This is a genomic window from Nonomuraea aridisoli (genome assembly GCF_003236395.1).
In the GTDB taxonomy this organism is placed as follows: Bacteria; Actinomycetota; Actinomycetes; order Streptosporangiales; family Streptosporangiaceae; genus Nonomuraea; species Nonomuraea aridisoli.
In genome coordinates this window covers 1-20230 of record NZ_POUD01000005.1, presented here as the reverse complement: position 1 = coordinate 20230, position 20230 = coordinate 1, and the positions used below count along the sequence as shown (strand labels likewise).

The 20230-nt window shown below is 70.9% G+C and carries 22 protein-coding genes; 13 read left to right on the top strand and 9 right to left on the bottom strand.

Annotated elements, in window-relative coordinates:
• Nucleotides 1–17: 17 nt before the first annotated feature.
• Nucleotides 18–848, bottom strand: a complete 831-nt coding sequence (locus C1J01_RS02275) for a helix-turn-helix transcriptional regulator (protein ID WP_111175419.1) — start codon at nucleotides 846–848, stop codon at nucleotides 18–20.
• Nucleotides 849–981: 133 nt separating this feature from the next.
• Between C1J01_RS02275 and C1J01_RS02270 the strand changes: the two genes are divergently transcribed.
• Genes C1J01_RS02270 through C1J01_RS02260 form a run of 3 tightly spaced genes read left to right on the top strand, consistent with a single transcriptional unit; the run spans nucleotide 982 to nucleotide 4278 of the window.
• Nucleotides 982–2364, top strand: coding sequence for an MFS transporter (locus tag C1J01_RS02270; protein ID WP_235854198.1), 1383 nt, complete (start codon nucleotides 982–984; stop codon nucleotides 2362–2364).
• A 38-nt stretch (nucleotides 2365–2402) separates the two neighbouring features.
• The gene (locus C1J01_RS02265) at nucleotides 2403–2810 is read left to right on the top strand and encodes a Fur family transcriptional regulator (protein ID WP_111175415.1); all 408 of its coding nucleotides are present in this window, start codon (nucleotides 2403–2405) and stop codon (nucleotides 2808–2810) included.
• 19 nt (nucleotides 2811–2829) lie between these two features.
• Nucleotides 2830–4278 carry a catalase gene (locus tag C1J01_RS02260; protein WP_111175413.1) on the top strand — a complete coding sequence of 483 codons (1449 nt, stop codon included), beginning with the start codon at nucleotides 2830–2832 and terminating at the stop codon, nucleotides 4276–4278.
• Between the two features lie 300 nt (nucleotides 4279–4578).
• On the opposite strand, the gene C1J01_RS02255 is transcribed toward C1J01_RS02260, so the two are convergent.
• Together C1J01_RS02255 and C1J01_RS02250 are read right to left on the bottom strand one after the other, a co-directional pair.
• Nucleotides 4579–4806 (bottom strand): DUF397 domain-containing protein, encoded by a 228-nt coding sequence (locus tag C1J01_RS02255; RefSeq protein ID WP_111175411.1) that lies wholly within the window; start codon nucleotides 4804–4806, stop codon nucleotides 4579–4581.
• A 55-nt stretch (nucleotides 4807–4861) separates the two neighbouring features.
• A complete protein-coding gene (locus C1J01_RS02250) occupies nucleotides 4862–5725 on the bottom strand; it encodes a helix-turn-helix domain-containing protein (RefSeq protein ID WP_111175409.1) in 864 nt (287 codons plus the stop codon).
• Between the two features lie 663 nt (nucleotides 5726–6388).
• Between C1J01_RS02250 and C1J01_RS02245 the strand changes: the two genes are divergently transcribed.
• The 6 genes from C1J01_RS02245 (at nucleotide 6389) to C1J01_RS02220 (ending at nucleotide 11959) form a co-directional block, all read left to right on the top strand.
• On the top strand, nucleotides 6389–6604 hold the full coding sequence (locus C1J01_RS02245; RefSeq protein ID WP_111175407.1) for a hypothetical protein: 216 nt from the start codon (nucleotides 6389–6391) through the stop codon (nucleotides 6602–6604).
• Between the two features lies 1 nt (nucleotide 6605).
• On the top strand, nucleotides 6606–7256 hold the full coding sequence (locus C1J01_RS02240) for a hypothetical protein (protein WP_111175405.1): 651 nt from the start codon (nucleotides 6606–6608) through the stop codon (nucleotides 7254–7256).
• Between the two features lie 134 nt (nucleotides 7257–7390).
• On the top strand, nucleotides 7391–9559 hold the full coding sequence (locus tag C1J01_RS02235) for a molybdopterin-dependent oxidoreductase (RefSeq protein ID WP_111175403.1): 2169 nt from the start codon (nucleotides 7391–7393) through the stop codon (nucleotides 9557–9559).
• A 1-nt stretch (nucleotide 9560) separates the two neighbouring features.
• Nucleotides 9561–10172, top strand: coding sequence for an HD domain-containing protein (locus C1J01_RS02230; protein ID WP_111175401.1), 612 nt, complete (start codon nucleotides 9561–9563; stop codon nucleotides 10170–10172).
• 30 nt (nucleotides 10173–10202) lie between these two features.
• Complete coding sequence (locus tag C1J01_RS02225; protein WP_328589585.1) at nucleotides 10203–11114, top strand: Rieske 2Fe-2S domain-containing protein; 912 nt, start codon at nucleotides 10203–10205, stop codon at nucleotides 11112–11114.
• Nucleotides 11115–11143: 29 nt separating this feature from the next.
• On the top strand, nucleotides 11144–11959 hold the full coding sequence (locus C1J01_RS02220) for an NAD(P)H-binding protein (RefSeq protein ID WP_111175397.1): 816 nt from the start codon (nucleotides 11144–11146) through the stop codon (nucleotides 11957–11959).
• Here C1J01_RS02220 and C1J01_RS02215 read toward each other — a convergent pair.
• From C1J01_RS02215 to C1J01_RS02205, 3 genes are all read right to left on the bottom strand, one after another.
• Complete coding sequence (locus C1J01_RS02215; RefSeq protein ID WP_111175395.1) at nucleotides 11952–12176, bottom strand: DUF8836 family protein; 225 nt, start codon at nucleotides 12174–12176, stop codon at nucleotides 11952–11954. The genes C1J01_RS02220 and C1J01_RS02215 overlap by 8 nt on opposite strands.
• 52 nt (nucleotides 12177–12228) lie before the next feature.
• Nucleotides 12229–13137 (bottom strand): SPFH domain-containing protein, encoded by a 909-nt coding sequence (locus C1J01_RS02210; RefSeq protein ID WP_220039707.1) that lies wholly within the window; start codon nucleotides 13135–13137, stop codon nucleotides 12229–12231.
• A 95-nt stretch (nucleotides 13138–13232) separates the two neighbouring features.
• Nucleotides 13233–14021, bottom strand: coding sequence for an ABC transporter ATP-binding protein (locus C1J01_RS02205; protein WP_111175393.1), 789 nt, complete (start codon nucleotides 14019–14021; stop codon nucleotides 13233–13235).
• Nucleotides 14022–14090: 69 nt separating this feature from the next.
• Between C1J01_RS02205 and C1J01_RS02200 the strand changes: the two genes are divergently transcribed.
• Nucleotides 14091–14807 (top strand): Rv1486c family protein, encoded by a 717-nt coding sequence (locus C1J01_RS02200; protein ID WP_181448532.1) that lies wholly within the window; start codon nucleotides 14091–14093, stop codon nucleotides 14805–14807.
• Between the two features lie 3 nt (nucleotides 14808–14810).
• Here C1J01_RS02200 and C1J01_RS02195 read toward each other — a convergent pair whose 3' ends face one another.
• Together C1J01_RS02195 and C1J01_RS02190 are read right to left on the bottom strand one after the other, a co-directional pair.
• Nucleotides 14811–15431, bottom strand: coding sequence for a response regulator (locus tag C1J01_RS02195; RefSeq protein ID WP_111175391.1), 621 nt, complete (start codon nucleotides 15429–15431; stop codon nucleotides 14811–14813).
• Entirely contained in the window at nucleotides 15428–16543 is a 1116-nt protein-coding gene (locus tag C1J01_RS02190) for a GAF domain-containing sensor histidine kinase (RefSeq protein WP_220039706.1), read from the bottom strand. Before C1J01_RS02190 ends, C1J01_RS02195 begins: the two co-directional genes overlap by 4 nt.
• A gap of 94 nt (nucleotides 16544–16637) precedes the next feature.
• Here C1J01_RS02190 and C1J01_RS02185 point away from each other — a divergent pair, with 94 nt between their 5' ends.
• From C1J01_RS02185 to serB, 3 genes are all read left to right on the top strand, one after another.
• The gene (locus C1J01_RS02185; RefSeq protein WP_111175389.1) at nucleotides 16638–17294 is read left to right on the top strand and encodes an SDR family oxidoreductase; all 657 of its coding nucleotides are present in this window, start codon (nucleotides 16638–16640) and stop codon (nucleotides 17292–17294) included.
• The gene (locus tag C1J01_RS02180) at nucleotides 17291–18298 is read left to right on the top strand and encodes an S-adenosylmethionine:tRNA ribosyltransferase-isomerase (protein WP_111175387.1); all 1008 of its coding nucleotides are present in this window, start codon (nucleotides 17291–17293) and stop codon (nucleotides 18296–18298) included. Before C1J01_RS02185 ends, C1J01_RS02180 begins: the two co-directional genes overlap by 4 nt.
• Before the next feature lie 110 nt (nucleotides 18299–18408).
• Nucleotides 18409–19629 (top strand): phosphoserine phosphatase SerB, encoded by a 1221-nt coding sequence (gene serB, locus C1J01_RS02175; protein ID WP_111175385.1) that lies wholly within the window; start codon nucleotides 18409–18411, stop codon nucleotides 19627–19629.
• A gap of 1 nt (nucleotide 19630) precedes the next feature.
• Here serB and C1J01_RS02170 read toward each other — a convergent pair whose 3' ends face one another.
• Nucleotides 19631–20098: a SixA phosphatase family protein gene (locus C1J01_RS02170; protein WP_235854197.1), complete on the bottom strand. Its 468-nt coding sequence runs from the start codon at nucleotides 20096–20098 to the stop codon at nucleotides 19631–19633.
• Nucleotides 20099–20230: the final 132 nt, after the last annotated feature.

Genomic DNA, 20230 nt, shown 5'->3' with positions numbered 1-20230 from the left:
ATGCCATGCAGGGCGGACTAACGTGCAGGTTCCCCCATCAATGCGGACACAGCCCTACGGGTCTCGTCGTCCAGAGGGGTGTAGACGATCAGTCGGAGCTCGGGCACCGCCGACAGGCTCGTCGTGCTGAAGCGCAACGTCCCGTACTCCACGTGACGGAACGCCTTCACCCTGGGCCCCGGCTCGGCGACGTCCTGCCGGGCCCACAGCCGCGCGAACTCGGCGCTCTCCTCGCCGAGCCGCCGGACGAAGTCCTGCCAGCTGGGGTCGTCGGCGTGCCTGCTGTAGGCGCCCCTGAAGACCGCCACCGAGCGCGCGAGCTCGTTGTCACGATCGAGCAGCAGGGTCGTGGGCGAGGGGTTGAGGCAGCTCTGCCACAACGAGTTGCGCTCGCCTTCCGGCGCGCCGGTCAGCTCGGGGAACAGCCCCGCGTACGCGGCGTTCCAGGCCAGCGCGTCGCAGCGGCTGTTGGCCACGCAGGCCGGCATGTCGCCGAGCCGGTCGAGGATCTCCCGCATCTCGGGCGTCACCTGGCCGCAGTCGACCGGGATCGGCTCCTCGGTCTGGCCCGCCAGACGGTAGAGGTGTCGGCGTTCGGCGTTGTCGAGCCGGAGCGTGCGCGCGATCGCGTCGAGCACCTGGCTGCTGGCGTTGATCGGCCGCCCCTGCTCCAGCCACGTGTACCAGGTCACCCCGACGCCCGCGAGCTGGGCGACCTCCTCGCGGCGCAGGCCCGGCGTGCGCCTGCGGGGGCCGGGGGCGAGATCGACCATCTCGGGGGTGATGCGCTCTCGCCGGCTGCGCAGGAACGCCGACAGGTCCGTACGTCTCGCCTCTGCCACGTTCACCCATCCACTATGGGGGCATACGGCACGGTTTATCCAGTTACCCCTAGTACCAGTATAAAGAGGCTCTCGTTACTGGTATCAGACCTGCCGCAAACTAGTCACCATGTCGCAAACTGCCGCAGTTCCCTCTCCTGTGACTACCAACCCACAGGAATCGAAGGCCGGCGGCCTGCTCCTGGCGATCATCCTCGTCGGGCAGTTCCTGGCCATCCTGAACGTCAACATCGTGAACGTGGCCACCCCCACCATCGAGTCCGACCTGCACTCCTCGGGCGCGGGGCTGCAGATGGTCGTGGCCGGATACACCATTGTCTACGCCGTCCTGTTGATCACGGGAGCCAGGGTCGGCGACCTGTTCGGCTATCGCAGGGCGTTCCTCGGCGGTTTGGCGGTTTTCACGGTCACCACACTCGCGGCGGGCCTCGCACCGGGGACGGGCTGGCTCGTGGCCTTCCGGCTGCTCCAGGGCGCCGGGGCCGCGATGATGATGCCGCAGGTCATGACCTTGATCCAGCGCAACTACCACGGCCAGGCGCGCGGCCGGGCGATCGGCCTGTGGTCGCTGGTGATCAGCGGCGGCATCGTGGTCGGCCAGGCGCTCGGCGGCATCCTGCTGGGCCTCGGCCTGGGCTGGCGGATCCTGTTCCTGGTGCTGGTGCCCGTCGCGGTGCTGCTGCTGGTGGCCGGGATGCGCGTGCTGCCGGCCGACGGCGGCGGCGGCAAGGCGGGGCTCGACCCGGCCGGGCTGGTGACCCTGTCGGCGGCCGTGCTGCTCCTGGTGGTGCCCCTCGTGCTCGGGCGCGACCTCGGCTGGCCGGTGTGGGACTGGGCCTCGATGGGGCTGAGCATCGTGATGTTCGGCGCGTTCGTCGCGATCGAACGCTGGGTCGTGTCCCGGGGCGGCCGTCCCCTGGTGGACGCCCGGGTGCTGCGCGCGCCCGGCATGCGGCCCGGGCTGGCGATCCTGCTGTTCGGCCCGGCCACCTGGGGTGCGTTCCTGTTCGTCTCGGCCCTGCACCTGCAGGGCGACCTGCACATGACGCCGCTCGCCTCCGGGATGATGATGGTGCCCTGCGCGCTGGCCTTCGGCCTGGTCGGGCTCGCCTGGCCGCGCCTGCCCGTCCGGCTGCAGCGCCCGCTCGTGCCCTTCGGCTACGTCGTCGCCGCGCCCGCCTACGTCGGGCTCGGCCTCGCCGCCGGGGGCGGCCTGTCGTACGCGATCATGAGCGCCCTCATCGGCGCCGGGCTGGGCGTGCAGGTCGCGGTGACGAACATGGCGACCGAGCAGGTCGACGGCGCGTACGCGGCCGACGCCAGCGGCGCGCTGCTCACCGTCATGCAGCTCGGCCAGGTCATCGGCGTGGCCACGGTGGGAACGCTCTTCATCAGCTTGCAGGGGCAGAGCGACTCCGCCTCACTGGTCTCCTCTCTCGCCATGGCGGGCCTCGCGGTCCTCGCCGGGCTTAGCGCCGTCTTCCTGGCCCGCCGCCGCGCCATTAACTTGGTCCACTCGTAAACTTGAATAGTTCAACTTAAGGGCGTAGGTTGTCGTCCATGGGGGATGACGACCTGCTCCGGAAGGCCGGGCTGCGGGTCACCGCGGCTCGGCTCGCGATCATGCGGACCGTGCGCGACGGCGGCCACCTCGACGTGGACGACGTCCACCGCGGTGTGCGCCGGCGCGTCGGGCAGGTGTCGCTCCAGGCCGTCTACGACTCGCTGCACGCCCTCCACCGGGCCGGGCTCGTCCGCAAGATCGAGCCCATGGGCAGTCCGGCCCGCTACGAGGCGCGCGTGGGAGACAACCACCACCACCTGGTGTGCCGGCGCTGCGGCACCGTGACCGACGTCGACTGCACGGTGGGCGTCGCTCCCTGCCTAGAACCCGTGGACCACGCGGGTTACGTCGTGGACGAAGCCGACATCACGTTCTGGGGCGTGTGCCCGAGCTGTCAAAGATGATTTCCGGAAGGACCGCGCTATGACGAACAGGCCCATCACCACTGACGACGCGGGCATCCCCGCGCCGAGCGACGAGCACTCGCTCTCCGTCGGCCCGAACGGCCCGCTGCTCCTGCAGGATCACTACGTGATCCAGAAGATGGCCCACTTCAACAGGGAGCGCGTCCCCGAGCGAGTGGTGCACGCCAAGGGCGGCGGCGCCTACGGCACCCTCCAGATCACCGAGGACGTCAGTCAGTACACCAAGGCCAAGCTCTTCCAGAAGGGCGTGGAGACCCCGCTCTTCCTGCGTTTCTCGACCGTCGCCGGTGAGCTCGGCAGCGCCGACACCGCGCGCGACCCGCGCGGCTTCGCGATCAAGTTCTACACCGAGGACGGCAACTACGACATCGTCGGCAACAACACGCCGATCTTCTTCATCCGCGACCCGCAGAAGTTCTCCGACTTCATCCACAGCCAGAAGCGGCGTCCGGACAACCACCTGCGTGACAACAACATGCAGTGGGACTTCTGGACGCTCTCGCCCGAGTCGGCCCACCAGGTCACCTTCCTGATGACCGACCGCGGCACGCCGGCCAGCTGGCGGCACATGCACGGCTTCGGCTCGCACACGTTCCTCTGGTACAACGCCGCCGGTGAGAGGTACTGGGTGAAGTACCACTTCAAGACCGACCAGGGCATCCAGAACTTCACCGCCTCCGAGGCCGCCGCGCTGCAGGCCACGGACCCCGACTACCACACCCGCGACCTGTTCTACGCGATCCAGCGGGGCGAGCACCCGTCCTGGACGGTGAACGTGCAGATCATGCCGTTCGAGGCGGCGGCCGACTACCGGTTCAACCCGTTCGACCTGACCAAGGTGTGGCCGCACAGCGACTACCCCGAGATCACGATCGGCCGGTTCGTGCTCAACCGCAACCCGGAGAACTACTTCGCCGAGGTCGAGCAGGCCGGGTTCGAGCCGGCGAACATGGTCCCGGGCATCGGGCCCTCGCCCGACAAGATGCTGCAGGGCCGGCTGTTCTCGTACCCGGACGCCCACCGCTACCGGATCGGGCCCAACTACCTGCAGCTGCCGGTCAACAAGCCGCGTACCCCCGTCAACTCCTACAACTTCGACGGGCCGATGACCTTCCAGAACCCGGCGGGTCCGGTGTACGCGCCCAACTCCGTCGGCGGCCCCGCCGCCGACCCGTCCCTGTACGAGGGCGAGAACTACCACGTCACGGGCGAGATCGTCCGCTCGGCGTACACCAAGCACGCCGAGGACGACGACTACGTCCAGCCGCGCGCCCTCTGGGAGAACGTCCTGTCCGACACGGACCGCGCCCACCTGGTGAGCAACATCGTCGGCCACGCCTCGGCCCCCGAGGTCACCACCGACATGAAGAAGCGCGTCGTGGAGTACTGGACCAACATCCACAAGGACCTCGGCCACGGCGTAGCCCAGGGCCTCGGCCTCGTCTGACCAGGTAGCCCTGCGACGCGACGGCCACCCGAACAGAAAGAAGCCCTGCCCGCAGTCTGCGGGCAGGGCTTCTCCATTCACTCGCCTTGAGCTCTCAATCCAGCAGGAGGCATCGGGCTGGGGATGGCCCGGTCAACGGTTTTCCAGAGGGCGTGCCGAAGCTTGATCAAACTGGTGCGGGGTGTGCCATGATGTGCGGGTCTTCCGCGCTCGTGGCGATGAGCAGGGGGACTTCGGAGGCGGATGCTTCCGCCCGAACGGCCCTGAAGGTTGTGCCAGCAACTTGCCAGGGCCGTTCTCTCATGAGGCGCTGACCTGCAACGTGTTCAGGTCGAACTCACCCTGGCGGACCCCGGCGGTGAAAGCGGCCCACTCCGCAGGGGTGAAGACGAGGACGGGGCCGTCCTGCTCCTTGCTGTCCCGCAGCGCGACGTTCCCGTCGGCCAGGGGTGCGACCTCAACACAGGCGGATGCGCCGTTGCAGAAGCTGCTCTTCTGCCAGGCCGCCACCTTGGTGTGGATAGACATTTTCTCCCCAATTGTAAAAGGGGGCGCCTTTGGCCCCTTTTCTTGTTGTTTGTCGCTATCGTCGCCACATCATGGCTTTACGCTGGACCAGGACCCGCGACTCGTCCTCGTCCAAAGCCTCCGACCGGATGTGGTCGAAGGCCGCTTCATAGCCTGCCACCCGCCCGAGGTCTTCGACGAAGTCGGCGGAGTAGAGCTGCTCGAGATACACCACGTCGTCGAACGCCGAGAACTTCAGATGGATGAACGCGCCGGTGTTGACCGGATGGAGTGACTCCAGCGGCAGGACGTGGATCCGTACGTGCGGCAGCAGGGAGACCTCCAGGAGGTGCTCCATCTGCTCCCTCATGACCGTCGGCTCACCGAAGCGGCGCATCAGCGCCGACTCGTCGAGCACCACGGTCAGCTCGCACGGATTTTCCCTGTGGAGGACTCTCTGCTGTCGGGCGAGACGCGCCTCCACCCGGCTCCGGACACCGCTGTGCGTGATGCGCGCGATGCCGCGGGTGGCCAGGATGATCTCCCTGGCGTAGTCCTCCGTCTGCAGGGTGCCAGGCACAATCTGGGGTTCCCAGTTGCGCTGGACTGTTGCCTCCGCCTCCAGCCCGAGGAATCTTGTGTACTCCTTGGGCAGGGAGTCTTCGTAATCTTCCCACCAGCCTCGCTGCTCCGCATCTCGCAACAGGCCGAAGAGTTCGTCAAGTTTGTCGCCGTCGACGCGGTAGAGCTTTGCCAGGGCCTTGATGTCGTCGGTGCTCGGCATGGTCTTGGCCGCTTCGATACGGCTCACCTTGCTCGCCGACCAGCCGAGGTCTCGGGCCGCCTTGGCGCCTGTGAGCTTGGAGCGCTCACGAAGGAGGCGTAACTCCTGGCCCAGCCGAAGCCGCCGGACCGTTGGACTGCCCTGCTGCGATGGCACCGTCGACACTCCTTCTCGGGGAATGGAGGTGTAGCCGGAAGGATTGTTTGGGGCCCGGCTTTCGGGGCCGTTCGCTCAATCTTACACTGCAAGTTGCACGAGGAGTCCCACACAGCCTTGCCAGAAGGCTTTCACGGGTAGAGCGTAGTAGGCAAGACAACCTCCGCGAGGCCGCCCGATGTGGATCAGGTTTTCCGGCCGCTGCCGGGGACCACTCCCTGAGCCGATACTTCCGGTGCAACTTGCAGGACAAGAAGCGAAGAAAATTAAATCTTCCGTTGCTCGAAGTATTGCAGCATCGGCAACGTCGGGGGACGATCTGAACCAGGAGGGTTCTCGAGTGGTGAGGAGGCCGAAGATGACGACACGGCCGTACACACCGGGCCTTCCCGCATCGATCAAGCGGCCCTGCGGGGGTCGCGTCACCGGCAACGGCGCCGTCCCGGAAAAGAAGATGTACACCAGGGAGGCCGTTTGCCGGAAGGATCTCACCGTCGACTGACGAATTCCGCGCATCGTTGCTCGATCGAGCACGCACAAAGCCGGACCGAGGCTGATCACCAGGTCACCGCATTATGGGCTGCCACCCTGCGGCCGACCGGTCAATCAGCCTGCGGACCGGCCAAGAAGCCACCTCTGAATTGCCGCGAAAGGGGTCTTCTCATGTACTCACAAGGTACCAAGGCCATCCGCCGAATCAAGTCCCGGATCCGGGAACTCATCACGTGGGCGGACCGCGAAATCTGCATGGAGCCCGACGAGTTCGCCCACCGCAGGGGCTGGACCGTGGCCCGCACCGGGTTCGGATCCCGCCGCTACCGCGACCCACGCTTCGACCAGCTGCGCAGCCGCAGCCGAGTGATCGAGGAGGTGTCCTGACATGTCGAGGAACCCGCGTAACCAGATCTATCCCGCCAGTGAGGACCTCCCCGCCGCCGGCCGCGCGGATCTCCTGGTCAGGCTCTGGCGAGCCCGGACGGAGCTGCTGGTGCTCGCCGGGCTCGGCCTGGTCGCGGTGGCCCTGCTGAACGCCGCCGGAGAAGGGCAGTGGCTGCCGTTCGTCGTGCTGACCAGCGCGATCTCGGCGCCCGCCGCCACCAGGGTGGGCCGGAGCTGGATCAGCGCCCACTTCTGGTGCGTGGTGTCCAGGCACCGCGTCCAGCGGGTCTGCCTGGAGACCACGATGCACACCAGGGTGGGACGGATCCCGCTGGTGTGGTGGATCACGCCGACGAGCGCGGGCGAGAAGGCGCTGATCATGACGAGGGCGGGCATCTCCGCCGAGGAGTTCGAGGCGTACCGCGAGGAGATCGCGGCGGCCTGCTGGGCGCGCAGCGTCAACGTCTACCGCCACCGCACCCGCGCCCAGTTCCTCATCGTGGAGATCGTCCGCCGCGACGAGGCGCCCGGCGCCTTCTCCCCCGGCCTGGAACGCCTGTACGGGCGCCACTCCTGGATCCGGCTGAGGTCCGACCTCGAGGAGCCGCCTGATCTGCGCACCGAGGTCCTCCTGCCGCGTGTCGCCGCCTGAGGCGACACGGTGAAGCCTGGGGATAGGGGCCATTCCCAGGGGTGCAAGCCCCGGAGACCGCGGGGGCTCCGGGGCTTCCCCATGCCCGGGGGACGCGCCAAGATGAGTTCATCTGACGAACTCAGGGAGTCGCGATGACGTCGACCGTCCACCGGACCTGCCCTCTCTGCGAAGCCGTCTGCGGCCTGACGCTCACCCTCGGCGAAGACGGGCACGTGACCAGCGTCCGCGGCGACAAGGACGACCCGTTCAGCAAGGGGTTCATCTGTCCGAAGGGGGCCTCCCTCGGCCGGCTCGACGAGGACCCCGACCGGCTGCGCACGCCGCTCGTCGGCGGTCGGGAGGCGAGCTGGGAGGAGGCGTTCGACGCGGTGCGGGCGGGCCTCGGCCGCGTCGCCGACCGCCGCTCCGTCGCCGTCTACCTGGGCAACCCGAACGCCCACACCATGGCCGGCGCGCTCTACGTCGCCCCGCTGGTCAAGTCGCTCGGCACGCGCAACGTCTTCAGCGCCGCGACCGCCGACCAGATGCCCAAGCACGTGGCCTGCGGGCTCATGTTCGGCCACCCGATGGCGGTCCCCGTGCCCGACCTCGACAGGACCGACCACCTGCTCATGCTGGGCGCCAACCCGCTGGAGTCGAACGGCTCCCTGTGCACCGCGCCCGACTTCCCCGGCCGGCTCAAGGCCCTGCGCCGGCGTGGCGGCCGGCTCGTCGTCGTGGACCCCCGCCGTACGCGGACGGCGGCGCTGGCCGACGAGCACGTGTTCATCCGGCCGGGGACGGACGCGTACCTGCTGTTCGGGATGGTGCACACGTTGTTCGCCGAGGACCTGGTCACGCCGTCGCACGACGTCAACGGGCTGGCCGAGCTGCGCGAGGCGGCCAAGCACTTCCCGCCGGAGGCCGTCGCGCGGCGTACCGGGGTGGCGGCCGAGGTGGTCGTACGGTTGGCCAGGGAGCTGGCGGCGGCGCGTACGGCGGCCGTCTACGCGCGGATCGGCACCTGCACGGCCGAGTTCGGCACGCTGGCCCAGTGGCTGGTGGACGTGCTCAACGTCCTCACCGGCAACCTGGACCGGCCGGGCGGCGCGATGTTCCCCGAACCGGCCACGGAATTCCTCGCCCGGCGCCGCCCGTACGCGATCGGGCGGTGGCGCAGCCGGGTGCGGGACCTGCCGGAGGTGAACGGCGAGCTGCCGGTGGCCACGCTCGCCGACGAGATCGAGACGCCCGGCGACGGCCAGGTCAGGGCGCTGATCACGATCGCGGGCAACCCGGTGTTGTCGGCCCCGCACGGTGACCGGCTCGACCGGGCGTTCGCGGGGCTCGACTTCATGGTGAGTGTGGATCCGTACCTGAACGAGACCACCCGGCACGCCGACGTGATCCTGCCTCCGCCGCGGGTGCTGCAGTCGGGCCACTACGACTTCGCGCTGCTCGGCTTCGCCGTGCGCAACTACGCCCGTTACTCGCCGCCCGCGCTGCCGCTGGACGGGCGGCCGTCCGAGGGCGGGATCCTCGCCCGGCTGGCCCAGATCGCCTCCGGCCTGGACGGCGACCTCGACGCGTACGTCATCGACGACCTGCTGGGCAAGGCCACCCGCACGCCCGGCTCCGGCGTCGAGGGCCGCGACCCGGCCGAGCTGCGCGACCTGCTGGACGGCACGACGGGCGCCGAACGCCGGCTCGACCTCATGCTGCGCCTCGGCCCGTACGGCGAGTGGTCCGGCAAGGGCGACCTGTCGCTGCGCAAGCTCCTCGACCACCCCCACGGTCTCGACCTGGGCCCGCTGGAGCCCCGGCTGGACGAGGTGCTCAGGACGCCCTCCGGGGTGATCGAGCTGGCTCCGGAGCCGCTGGTCGAGGACGTGCAGCGGCTGCGCGCCAAGCTGGCGGAGGAGCCGCCGGAGATGGTGCTGATCGGACGGCGCCACCTGCGCTCCAACAACAGCTGGATGCACAACGTGCCCCCGCTGGTCGGCGGGAGCAACACCTGCACGCTGCAGATCAACCCGGCCGACGCCGCCCGGCTGGGGCTGACCGGCGAGGCGGTCGTGCGCTCGGCGAAAGGCCAGGTCACGGTGGCGCTGGAGCCCACGGAGACGATCATGCCGGGCGTGGTGAGCCTGCCGCACGGCTGGGGGCACAGCGACAGCGCGCAGCGCGTCGCGGCCCGGCACGCGGGCGTCAGCGCCAACACGCTGACCGACGAGACCATGATCGACGTTCCGAGTGGTAACGCAGTGTTCAACGGAGTTCCGGTCACGATTTCACCAACCGGGGTGATCAGCGCACATTAGGGTGTCGCGCGTGACTATCGCGCCAGAAGAGGACCGCCTGAACGCCCAGATCGCCTTCGCCGTCGAGATCGACAAGTTGAAGCGGATCATCCGCCGCAACCACCTGATAGACGGTTCCCGGCGGGAGAACACCGCTGAGCACTCATGGCACGTGGGCATGCTGGCGATGGTCTTCGGCGAGCATGCGCCGCCGGAGACCGACCTGCAGCGGGTGGTCGCCATGTTGCTCGTCCACGACCTGGTGGAGATCGACGCCGGTGACACGTTCATCTACGACCCCGTGGAGGTGGCCGCGCAGGCCGAGGCGGAGCGGGCCGCCGCCGACCGCATCTTCGGGCTGCTGCCCGACGACCAGGGGAAGTGGATGCGGGAGTTGTGGGAGGAGTTCGAGGCCAGGAAGACACCGGAGGCCAGGTTCGCCAAGGCGCTCGACCGGTTCGCCCCGATCCTGGCCAACCATCTCACCGAGGGCGGCACGTGGCCGCTGTTCAAGGTGAAGGCCTCCCAGGTGAAGGAGAAGGTGCGCCTCATCCAGGAGGGCTCGCCCTCGCTGGGCGCCTACGCCCTGCGGCTCGTGGAGCTCTCGGTCGCCAGGGGCCACCTGGCCGAGTGATGCCAGCGAGGCTGGGGTAGGGGACCTGTCGTGAAAGAGCAAGTACGAGCGAACCGCTGGCAGTTGCGGCGTTTCGCCGGGCCCGTTGCCCTCGCCGATCGGCTGGAGAAGTCGAAGGCCATGGACAAACCGGTCAGGGTGCTGGCCAAGGCCGTCCGCCAGCGCCTGCGTCCGGGCCGGCTGCGTGACCTGCTGCACGGCGTCCCCCTCGGCGAGCCGGTGCACCCGCCGCTCGCCACGGTCAGTTTGGGCTGCTGGCTCTCCACGGCCGTCCTCGACCTGGCCGGGGCCGACCCCCGCGCCGCGCGATTGTTGCTGGCCACCGGCCTGGTCAACGCGCTGCCGACGGCGGCGGCCGGGCTGACCGACTGGTCCTCCCTCCATCGCGAGCAGCAGCGCGTCGGCTTCGTCCACATGTTGTCCAACCTGACCGCCCTCGGCCTGTTCTCCGCCTCCCTCGTCGCCCGTGTGCGCGGGAGCGAGCGGCCGGGCCGGGCGTTGTCGTACGCCGGGCTCGCCGTGGGCGGGCTGGGCGCGTACCTGGGCGGGCACCTGGCCTACCGGCAGGCCGCGGGGGCGAACCACGCCCCGCAGGTCACCCACCTGGTGCCGCTCGGCTGGCACGACCTCTGCCTGCTGCGCGACCTGCCCGAGGGGCGGCCGGTGGCGCGGCGGCTCGGCTACATCCAGCTCTTCGTGCTGCGCCGCGGCGAGAACGTGAGCGTGCTCGCCGACCGCTGCCCCCACCTGGCGGGCCCGCTGCACCAGGGCAGGCTCGTGATGGAGAACGGCGACCCCTGCGTGGTGTGCCCCTGGCACGGCAGCACGTTCCGCCTCATCGACGGCTCGGTCAAGCACGGGCCGGCGACGGCTCCCGCGCCCATGTTCGAGACCCGGCTCCGGCGCGACGGCACGATCCAGGTGCGTCCGGGGTTGACCTGAAGTTCGGTTGAGGTTCTACGGTCGGGCCCATGAGCACGATTCTCGTGACCGGCGCGACCGGCAATGTGGGCAGGCATGTGGTGTCCCGGCTCTCCGAGGCGGGGCTGGCGGTGCGGGCGCTCGCGCGGGACCCGGAGCGGGCCGGGCTGCCCGTGGAGACCGTACGCGGTGACCTGACCGCCCCCGAGACGCTGGAGCCCGCGCTGGACGGCGTGGACAGCGTGTTCCTGCTCTGGCCCGGCTTCACCGCCGGCGACGCCGCCGAGGTGGTGGCGAGGATCGCCGACCACGCGCGGCGGGTGGTCTACCTGTCGGCGCTGGGCGCGGACTCCTCCTCCCACTACGGGGAGATCGAGCAGCTCATCAGGCGTTCCGGGCTGAGCTGGACGTTCCTGCGGCCCGGCGGGTTCGCGGTGAACACGCTGATGTGGGCCGACCAGATCAGGCAGGGCGTGGTCCGGTGGCCGTACGGGAAGGCGTCGAGGGCGCTGATCCACGAGAAGGACATCGCGGCGGTGGCCGTGCACGTGCTCACCTCGGCCGGCCACAAGGGCGCCACGTACGAGCTCACCGGCCCCGACGAGCTGACCCAGATCGACCAGGTACGCGTGATCGGCGAGGTGGTCGGGCGCGACGTGCGCTGGGAGGAGCAGCCGCCGGAGGAGGCCCGCGAGCGGCTCCTGGCGGCCTGGGGCGAGCCGGCGTTCGTGGACAGCGCGCTGCGGACCTGGGAGAGCTTCGTGACCGGCCCCGAGCGGGCGACCGACACCGTGCGGCGGCTGCTGGGGCGGCCCGCGCTGGCGTTCCGGCAGTGGGCCGAGGACCACGCCGCCGACTTCAGCTGACCTCGTCGGCGGGGTGCTCCACGAGCGCGAGGATGCGGCTGGACATGAACCTGGCCGTACGCACCGGCGTGCCGCTGCGGGTGACCTCGCTCACCTCCACGAGCCCCCGCCGGTTGGCCACCTCGACCCGCCGGCCCGCGCGGGTGGCCGTGATCTCGTACGTACGGGGAGTGCCGTTGCCGGCGTCGATGACGATCTCCACCCGGTCACCCTTCATGCCCAGCTTTATACCCAAAACGGACTATCCGTACACCAGTACGAGAAGCCCGTCAGGACGCGTCCTTGGGCGGCGTGAAGAGGTTTTCCAGCACCTTGCCCATCTCCGACGGGACGATCCAGACCTTGTTGGCGTCGCCCTTGGCGATCTCCGGCAGGGTCTGCAGGTATTGGTAGGCCAGCAACTGCTGGTCGGGCTTGCCCTCGTGGATGGCCTTGAACACCATGTGGATCGCGTCGGCCTGCCCCTTGGCCCGCATGGCCTGCGCCTCGGCCTCCGCCTGGGCGCGCAGCACCGCCGCCTCCGCCTCGCCGCGCGCCCGCAGCACCGACGCCTGCTTCTCGCCCTCGGCCGCCAGGATCGCCGCCTGCCGCTGCCCCTCCGCGGCCAGCACCGCCGCGCGCTTGTCGCGGTCGGCGCGCATCTGCTTCTCCATCGAGTCCTGGATGGAGGCGGGCGGGTCGATGGCCTTGAGCTCGACCCGGTTGACCCGGATGCCCCACTTGCCGGTCGCCTCGTCGAGCACACCGCGCAGCGCGGTGTTGATGTCCTCGCGCGAGGTCAGCGTGTGTTCGAGGTCCATGCCGCCGACGACGTTGCGCAGCGTCGTGATGGTGAGCTGCTCGACGCCGACGAGGAAGTTCGCGATCTCGTACGTGGCCGCCTTGGGGTTGGTGACCTGGAAGTAGACGACCGTGTCGATGGAGACCACGAGGTTGTCGGAGGTGATGACCGGCTGCGGCGGGAACGACACCACCTGCTCGCGCAGGTCGATCATCTCCTTGACCCGGTCGATGAACGGCACCACGAGGTTGAGCCCGGGCGTCAGCGTGCGGTGGTAGCGGCCGAGCCGCTCGATGACGGCGGCCGTGGCCTGCGGGATGACGCGGACCGTACGGGCCACGCCGAAGCCGACCGCCGCGACCAGGACGAGGGCGACGATGAGCTGCTCCACGGACATGGCCACGCTCCGAAGCCGAGGGAACCGACTCCGTAGATCCTATTTGGTTCGGCCTTGGCGCCGAGGTGGTTCGGCCGGACGCATAAGCAGGGGATCTACAGCGCGCGTGCGTACCAGCGGCCCTCGCCGCCGCGGTCGAGCGTGAGCGGCACGCCGAACGTCTGCGACAGGTTGTCGGCCGTCATCACCGACTCGAGCGGCCCCTGGGCCACCACCGAGCCGTGCCGCAGCAGCAGCCCGTGGGTGAACCCGCTCGGCACCTCCTCCACGTGGTGCGTCACGAGCACCAGCGTCGGCGAGCGGTAGTCGCCGGCCAGCAGCGTCAGACGGCGCACGAGGTCTTCCCGGCCGCCCAGGTCGAGCCCGGCCGCCGGCTCGTCGAGCAGCAGGATCTCGGGGTCGGGCATGAGGGCGCGGGCGATCTGCACCCGCTTGCGCTCGCCCTCCGACAGCGTGCCGAACCGGCGCCTGATGAGGTGGGCCGCACCCATCATGTCGATCAGCTCGACGGCCCTGGTGACGTCGTTGGAGTCGTACTCCTCCGTCCAGCGGCCCATGACGCCGTACGAGGCGGTCAGCACGAGGTCGATGACCTTCTCCTCCGGCGGGATGCGCTCGGCCAGCGCCGCGCTCGCCAGCCCGATCCGCGGCCGCAGCTCGAAGACGTCGGCCTGGCCCAGCCGCTCGCCGAGCACCTCGACCACGCCCTCGGTCGGATAGAGCAACGTGGAGGCGACCTGCAGCAACGTGGTCTTGCCCGCGCCGTTGGCGCCGATGACGACCCAGCGCTCGTCCTCGTTGACCTCCCAGTCGATGCCGCGCAGCAGGGCCGCTCCGTCCCGCCTGACGGCGACGTCCTGGAGCCGCAGCACCTGACCACCCATCCCCGATCCCCTCCTTTGGAGTCACCCTCGGGACAAACCTATTGCAGGGCGAGCGCTTATCGTGGACCGGTGCGCCCTGAATCGACTGTCTGCTCATCCCTGGTCGCCTGGGGCAACGCGTGGCTCGCGGGTCACGCGGGCCTCGACGAGGCGGCCGACCACGTGGAAGCCGCCGGCGGCCCCGTCGTCGCGGGCGACGTCCCCCTGCGCCAGTACCTGGCGAACCTGCGCGTGGGCGGGCTGCGGGAAATGCGGCTCGCCCTGCCCGCGCCGGGCGACCCGCTCGGGCTGTCGGGCCCCCCGCCGTTCAACGCGGCCGCCGTCGACGCCGGGCAGGCCGCGATCGCCGTGCTCGACGACCGCAACCTCGGCCTGGTGCCGACGCTCGACCGGCGCGGATCGTCCTATGTCGGCGTACGCCTGGAGGTGCACGACTCCGGACCCGTACGCCATGATCTGCCGTCGCTGGCGGAGGCCGAGCGGGACCTGTCGGACGCGATGCGCTCGGCCACCGAGGCCCTGGCCTCGGTCGAAGGCCCCATGCCCGGCCGCCCCGAGCGGCTCGCCCGAGGCGGTGAGCTGGCGCCCGGCTACCCCGCCCGCGCCCACCGCGTCTCCACCCTGGCCACGCGGCTGGCCTCCGCGCTGAGCCTGGCCGACGAGCGCGGCCTCACCTCGGGTCAGGCCGCCGTACGCGGAGCGGCCCTGCGCGAGCTCGACCGCGCCGTACGCCGCGCGCTCGTGGCCGCCCACCACGCGATCTTCGAGCCGGTCAGGAACATGTAGCCGTCAGGCCAGGCCGTGCCGCACGGCGTAGAGCGCGGCCTGCGTGCGGTCCTGGACGCCGAGCTTCATCAGCACGTTGGAGACGTGGGTCTTGACCGTCTTCTCGGCCACGGCGAGGCTGCGCGCGATCTCCCTGTTGGAGCAGCCGGCCGCGATGAGGGCGAGCACCTCCCGCTCGCGCTCGGTCAGCGGCACCGGCCCCGGCGCGGCGGCGCCGTCGGAGACGGTCAGCATCGCCTCCGCCGCCTCGGGCGCGAGCAGCACCTGCCCGCCGTGGACGGCCCGCACGGCCTGCACGAGCGCACCAGGGTCGACGTCCTTGTAGAGGAAGCCCGCCGCGCCCGCCCGCATGGCGGGCCCCACGTCGGACCGGTCGCTCACCGAGGTCAGCACGACCACCCTGGTCCGCGCCCCCGTCAGCCGCCGCAGCGCCCCGAGCCCGTCGAGCACCGGCATCTTCAGGTCGAGCAGCAGCACGTCGGGCGCCAGGTCGGCGACCAGCGCGACGGCCTGCTCGCCGTCGGCGGCCTCCCCGACCACGGTGATGTCGTCCTGCAGGTCGAGGAACGTCCGCAACCCCTGCCGCACCACCGGATGGTCGTCGGCGATCAGCACCCGGATCACACGCTCACCTCCACGCGTACGGTGGTCCCCCGGCCGAGGACCGACTCGACCGTCATCACGCCGCCGATCGACTCGGCGCGGTCGCGCATCGACACCAGGCCGAGGCCGCGCGACCCCGCCTGCTCGAACCCGCTCCCGTCGTCGCGCACCGTCAGCACCAGCCTGCCGCCCTCGTACGCCAGGGACACCGACACGGCGCCGGCCCCCGAGTGGCGCAGCGCGTTGTGCAGCGCCTCCTGGGCCACCCGCAGCAGCGCCACCTCCACCTCGGAGTCGAGCGGCGGCAGCTCACCGCACTCGAACGTGACCAGCGACGGATGCAGCCGGTCGAGCAGGCGGACGTGCTTGCGCAGCGTCTCGTTGAGCCCGTGGCGGTCGAGCTCGGCCGGGCGCAGCTCGACGATGACCGCCCGCAGCTCCGACAGGGCCTCCCCGGCCAGCCGCTGAACGCGCTCCAGCTCGGCGGCGGCCTTGTCGGGGGCCTTGCCGAGCAGCGTGCCGGCGGCCTCGGCGCTCAGCCGCAGCGAGAACAGCTTCTGGGTGACCGCGTCGTGCAGCTCCTGGGCCACCCGGTTGCGCTCCTCCAGCATGGCGAGCTCGCGCCCGCGCTCGTAGAGCCTGGCGTTGGTCAGCGCGATCGCGGCGTGCGCGGCGAAGAGCGTCAGCAGCTCCTGGTCGTCCTGGGTGAACCCGCCGGGCGTGCGCTTGTTGGCCAGGAAGATGATGCCGAGCACCTCGTCGCCGTCGCGGATCGGCACACCGAGGAAGTCCTTCATCACCGGGTGGGCCTTCGGCCACCACTCGAACCGCGGGTCCTTGCGCAGGTCGGGCAGCCTGACCGGGTCGCCGTCGCGCAACATCGCGCCGAGCATGCCGTGCTGGCGGGGCAGCGGCCCGATGGCGTCCCACTGCTTGTCGGTGAGGCCCTCGGCGACGAACTCGCCGAACGACCCCTCGTCGTCGGGCACGCCGAGGGCGGCGTAGCGGGCGTCGAGCAACCGCTGTGCCGAGCGTACGATGACCTGCAGCACCTCGCGGACGGACAGGTGGCGGGTGACGGCGAGCACCGCCGAGCTCACCGCCTGCAGGATCTCGTCCCGGTCGGAGGTCACGCGACCAACTCTAGGGTCCTAGGACCATCTGCCGAGCCCCGAGCCGGTCCACGGCCCGATGTCCGCCGGCCGCCGCGTGCCTAGCGTCGGAGCCATGACGAAGACCGCACTCATCACCGGCGCCTCCCGCGGACTCGGCCTCGCCCTGGCGAGGTCGCTCGCCGGCGCAGGCTGGAACCTCGTGCTCACCGCCCGCGGGGCCGGCGACCTGGAACGGGCCGCCGCCGAGCTGGGCGCCACCGCCGTCCCGGGCGACGTGACGGACCCGGAGCACGTCCGGCGGCTGGCCACGGCCGTGCCGTCCCTGGACCTGCTGGTCAACAACGCCTCCGACCTGGGCGTGACGCCGCTGCCGCCGCTCGCGGACTACCCGTTGGCGGCGTTCAGGGCACTGCTGGAGACGAACGTGACCGCGCCCCTCGCGCTCGTCCAGGCCACGCTGCCCGCCCTGCGCGCCCGCGGCGGCGCGATCGTGAACGTCACCTCCGACGCCGCCACCGGCGCGTACGAGGGCTGGGGCGGCTACGGCGCCACCAAGGCCGCGCTGGAGCAGTTGTCGAACGTGCTGGCCGCCGAGGAGCCCGGCGTGCGCGTGTGGTGGGTCGATCCGGGCGAGATGAACACCCGGATGCTCGCCGACGCCGTGGGCGCCGAGGAGGCCGCCTCCGCCGCCGACCCCGCCAAGGTGGCCGCGGCGCTGTCCGACCTGATCGCCGCCCGCCCCGCCAGCGGCAGGGTGAGCCTGCAATGACCGCCGCGCTGGACTTCACGCTGCCGCCCGGCCTGTCGGCCCGCGAACCCGCCGAGGCCAGGGGCCTGGCCAGGGACGCGGTGCGCCTGCTGGTCTCGCGCGGCGACCTGGCGCCGTCCCACCACCTCTTCAGCGACCTGCCCGATCTGCTGGACGCGGGCGACCTGATCGTGGTGAACAACTCGGCGACCCTGCCCGCGGCCGTCCGGCTGGACCGGCTGGCCGTGCACTTCTCCACCTCCCGGCCGGACGGCACGTGGCTGGTCGAGCTGCGCCGCCGCACCCCGAAGGGCACCGAGCCGTACGCCGGGGGCGAGCCGGGCGAGTGGTTGCCGATGCCGGGCCGGGCCACGCTGCGGCTCATCGAACGCGAGACGCCCCGGTTGTGGCGGGCCTCGCTCAACCGGGACGTGCAGGCGTACCTGCGGGTGCACGGGGTGCCGATCCGCTACTCGTACGTGGAGCGGGACTGGCCGATCGAGGCGTACCAGACCGTGTTCGCGACCGTGCCGGGCAGCGCGGAGATGCCGAGCGCGGCCCGGCCGTTCACCGCCCGGCTGGTCACGGCGCTGGTGGCGCGCGGGGTGGGCATCGCGCCGATCACCCTGCACACGGGCGTGGCCTCGCCCGAGAAGGACGAGCCGCCCTACGCCGAGCGGTACGAGGTGCCGGCCGCCACCGCACGGCTGGTGAACCTGGCCCTGGAGAGCGGCAACCGGGTGGTGGCGGCGGGCACGACCGTCGTCCGCGCCCTGGAGACGGCCGCGGACGCGCCCGGACACGTCTCCCCCGCCGCCGGATGGACCCGCCACGTCGTCACCCCGGAGACCGGCGTGCGCGCCGTCACCGGCCTGATCACGGGCCTGCACGAGCCGCGCTCCAGCCACCTGCTCATGCTCACCGCCATCGCCGGCGAGGCGACCCTGGCCCGCGCCTACGAGGAGGCGCTGAGCATGGAGTATCTGTGGCACGAGTTCGGCGACACCCACCTGATCCTGAAGTAATCTCCTTTGCCGAAATTTTTCCCTCCAGAGTCGTGGCCGCCCGCGCACCGGCGCACGAATGCGCAACCTGCCGCACGAGCATCGCGCCGGGCGCAGTACCGTGGCTGGATGTGGACCAGCGCACCCTCCTGATCACCCTGACCGGCCCCGACCGCCCGGGCGTCACGTCGCGACTTTTCTCGGTGCTGTCGAAGTTCCCGGTGACGGTCGCCGACATCGAACAGGTCGTCATCCGCGGCCGGCTCACGCTCGGCGTCCTCGTCGCGTACGCGGGCGGCGCCCCCACGGGCACCGGCAGCACCCTCGGCGCCATGTGGACCTCCGTCGAGCGACTGGCCGAAGACCTCGGCATGGAGATCGAGCTGTCCACCGGTTCGCAGGCCAGGGAGCAGCGCCGCCGCGGCCGCCTGTCGGTCAGCGTGCTCGGCACGACCCTGCAGCCGGCCGCCATCGCGGGCATCGCCGGCCGCATCGCCGCCGCCGGCGCCAACATCGACCGCATCGAACGCCTCGCCCAGTGGCCGGTCACCTGCATCGAGCTGTCGGTCTCCGGCGCCGACCCGGCCGCGCTCCGCGTCGAGCTCGCCGCGGAGGCCGCCGCGCAGGAGGTCGACGTCGCCGTCCAGCGCACCGGCCTGTCGCGGCGGGCCAAACGGCTCATCGTCATGGACGTCGACTCGACCCTCATCCAGGGCGAGGTCATCGAGCTGCTGGCCGCCCACGCGGGCTGCCTGGAGGAGGTCGCCCGGGTCACCGAGGAGGCCATGCGCGGCGAGCTCGACTTCGCCGAGTCGCTCAAGCGCCGGGTGGCCCTGCTGGAGGGCCTGCCGGCCGAGATCTTCGAGCGGGTGCGCAAAGAGGTCGTGCTCACCCCCGGCGCCCGTACGCTCGTGCGCACGCTCAAGCGGCTCGACTACCGTTTCGCCATCGTCAGCGGCGGGTTCACGCAGATCACCGACGGGCTGGTCGAGGAGCTCGGCATCGACTACTCCGCGGCGAACGTGCTGGAGGTCGTCGACGGCCGGCTGACCGGGCGGGTCGTGGGCGAGATCGTCGACCGGCCGGGAAAGGCGCGGGCGCTGGAGAGGTTCGCGCGCCAGGCCGGGCTGCCGATCTCACAGACGGTCGCCATCGGCGACGGGGCCAACGACCTCGACATGATCGCCGCCGCGGGGCTGGGCATCGCGTTCAACGCCAAGCCGGTGGTGCGGCAGGCGGCCGACACGGCGGTCAACACGCCCTACCTCGACTCGATCCTCTACCTGCTCGGCATCTCCCGCGACGAGGTCGAGGCCGCCGACGCGGAGGACGGCGTCCTCACCCCGCGCTGACTCACTGCTCCTTGGGGTCCCAGTGGGTCATCAGGCGGCCCTCGCCCGGCGTGAGCTCCTCCCAGGGCGTCTCCACCCGGATCACCGCGAACGCCCCCGGCCGGAAGACGTAGTCGCCGCCCGCCAGTCCCATGGCCAGCTCGTGCACGCCCGGGTTGTGCCCGCACAACACGACCGTCCGCGCGGCCGGGTCGCACCTCCGGACGAGCTCCAGCAGCTCGTCCGGGTACGCCTCGTAGATGTCGCGCTCGTAGCTGATGTCCGTGCCGGGGAAGGCCAGCTCGGCGGTGCGGCGGGTCCTGAGCGCCGGCGAGCAGAGCACCACGTCGGGGCCGAGACCGGCCGCCCTGAGCTCGTCGCCCGCCCGCCGGGCGTCCCGCTCGCCCCGGTCGGTCAGCGGTCGCTCCCGGTCGGCCAGCCCGGCGACCTGCGCGGCTTTCGCGTGCCGCAGCACGATCAAGGTGCGCAACAGGTCACCTCGTGGCCCACACGGACAGGCCGACGATCACGGCCAGGATGGCGAGCATCGCGAGCAGGATCAGGCCCAGGGTCTTCCCGCCGCTGGGCCGCTTGTCATCGTCCACGCGCCCAGTTTCCCATC

Excerpts from the sequence above, each read along its gene's own strand:
- C1J01_RS02235 (WP_111175403.1), top strand. The coding sequence starts at position 7,391 with ATGACGTCGACCGTCCACCGGACCTGCCCTCTCTGCGAAGCCGTCTGC.
- C1J01_RS02245 (WP_111175407.1), top strand. The coding sequence starts at position 6,389 with ATGTACTCACAAGGTACCAAGGCCATCCGCCGAATCAAGTCCCGGATC.
- C1J01_RS02260 (WP_111175413.1), top strand. The coding sequence starts at position 2,830 with ATGACGAACAGGCCCATCACCACTGACGACGCGGGCATCCCCGCGCCG.
- C1J01_RS02210 (WP_220039707.1), bottom strand. The coding sequence starts at position 13,137 with ATGTCCGTGGAGCAGCTCATCGTCGCCCTCGTCCTGGTCGCGGCGGTC.
- C1J01_RS02215 (WP_111175395.1), bottom strand. The coding sequence starts at position 12,176 with ATGAAGGGTGACCGGGTGGAGATCGTCATCGACGCCGGCAACGGCACT.
- C1J01_RS02265 (WP_111175415.1), top strand. The coding sequence starts at position 2,403 with ATGGGGGATGACGACCTGCTCCGGAAGGCCGGGCTGCGGGTCACCGCG.
- C1J01_RS02180 (WP_111175387.1), top strand. The coding sequence starts at position 17,291 with ATGACCGCCGCGCTGGACTTCACGCTGCCGCCCGGCCTGTCGGCCCGC.
- C1J01_RS02255 (WP_111175411.1), bottom strand. The coding sequence starts at position 4,806 with ATGTCTATCCACACCAAGGTGGCGGCCTGGCAGAAGAGCAGCTTCTGC.
- C1J01_RS02205 (WP_111175393.1), bottom strand. The coding sequence starts at position 14,021 with ATGGGTGGTCAGGTGCTGCGGCTCCAGGACGTCGCCGTCAGGCGGGAC.
- C1J01_RS02240 (WP_111175405.1), top strand. The coding sequence starts at position 6,606 with ATGTCGAGGAACCCGCGTAACCAGATCTATCCCGCCAGTGAGGACCTC.
- C1J01_RS02185 (WP_111175389.1), top strand. The coding sequence starts at position 16,638 with ATGACGAAGACCGCACTCATCACCGGCGCCTCCCGCGGACTCGGCCTC.
- C1J01_RS02220 (WP_111175397.1), top strand. The coding sequence starts at position 11,144 with ATGAGCACGATTCTCGTGACCGGCGCGACCGGCAATGTGGGCAGGCAT.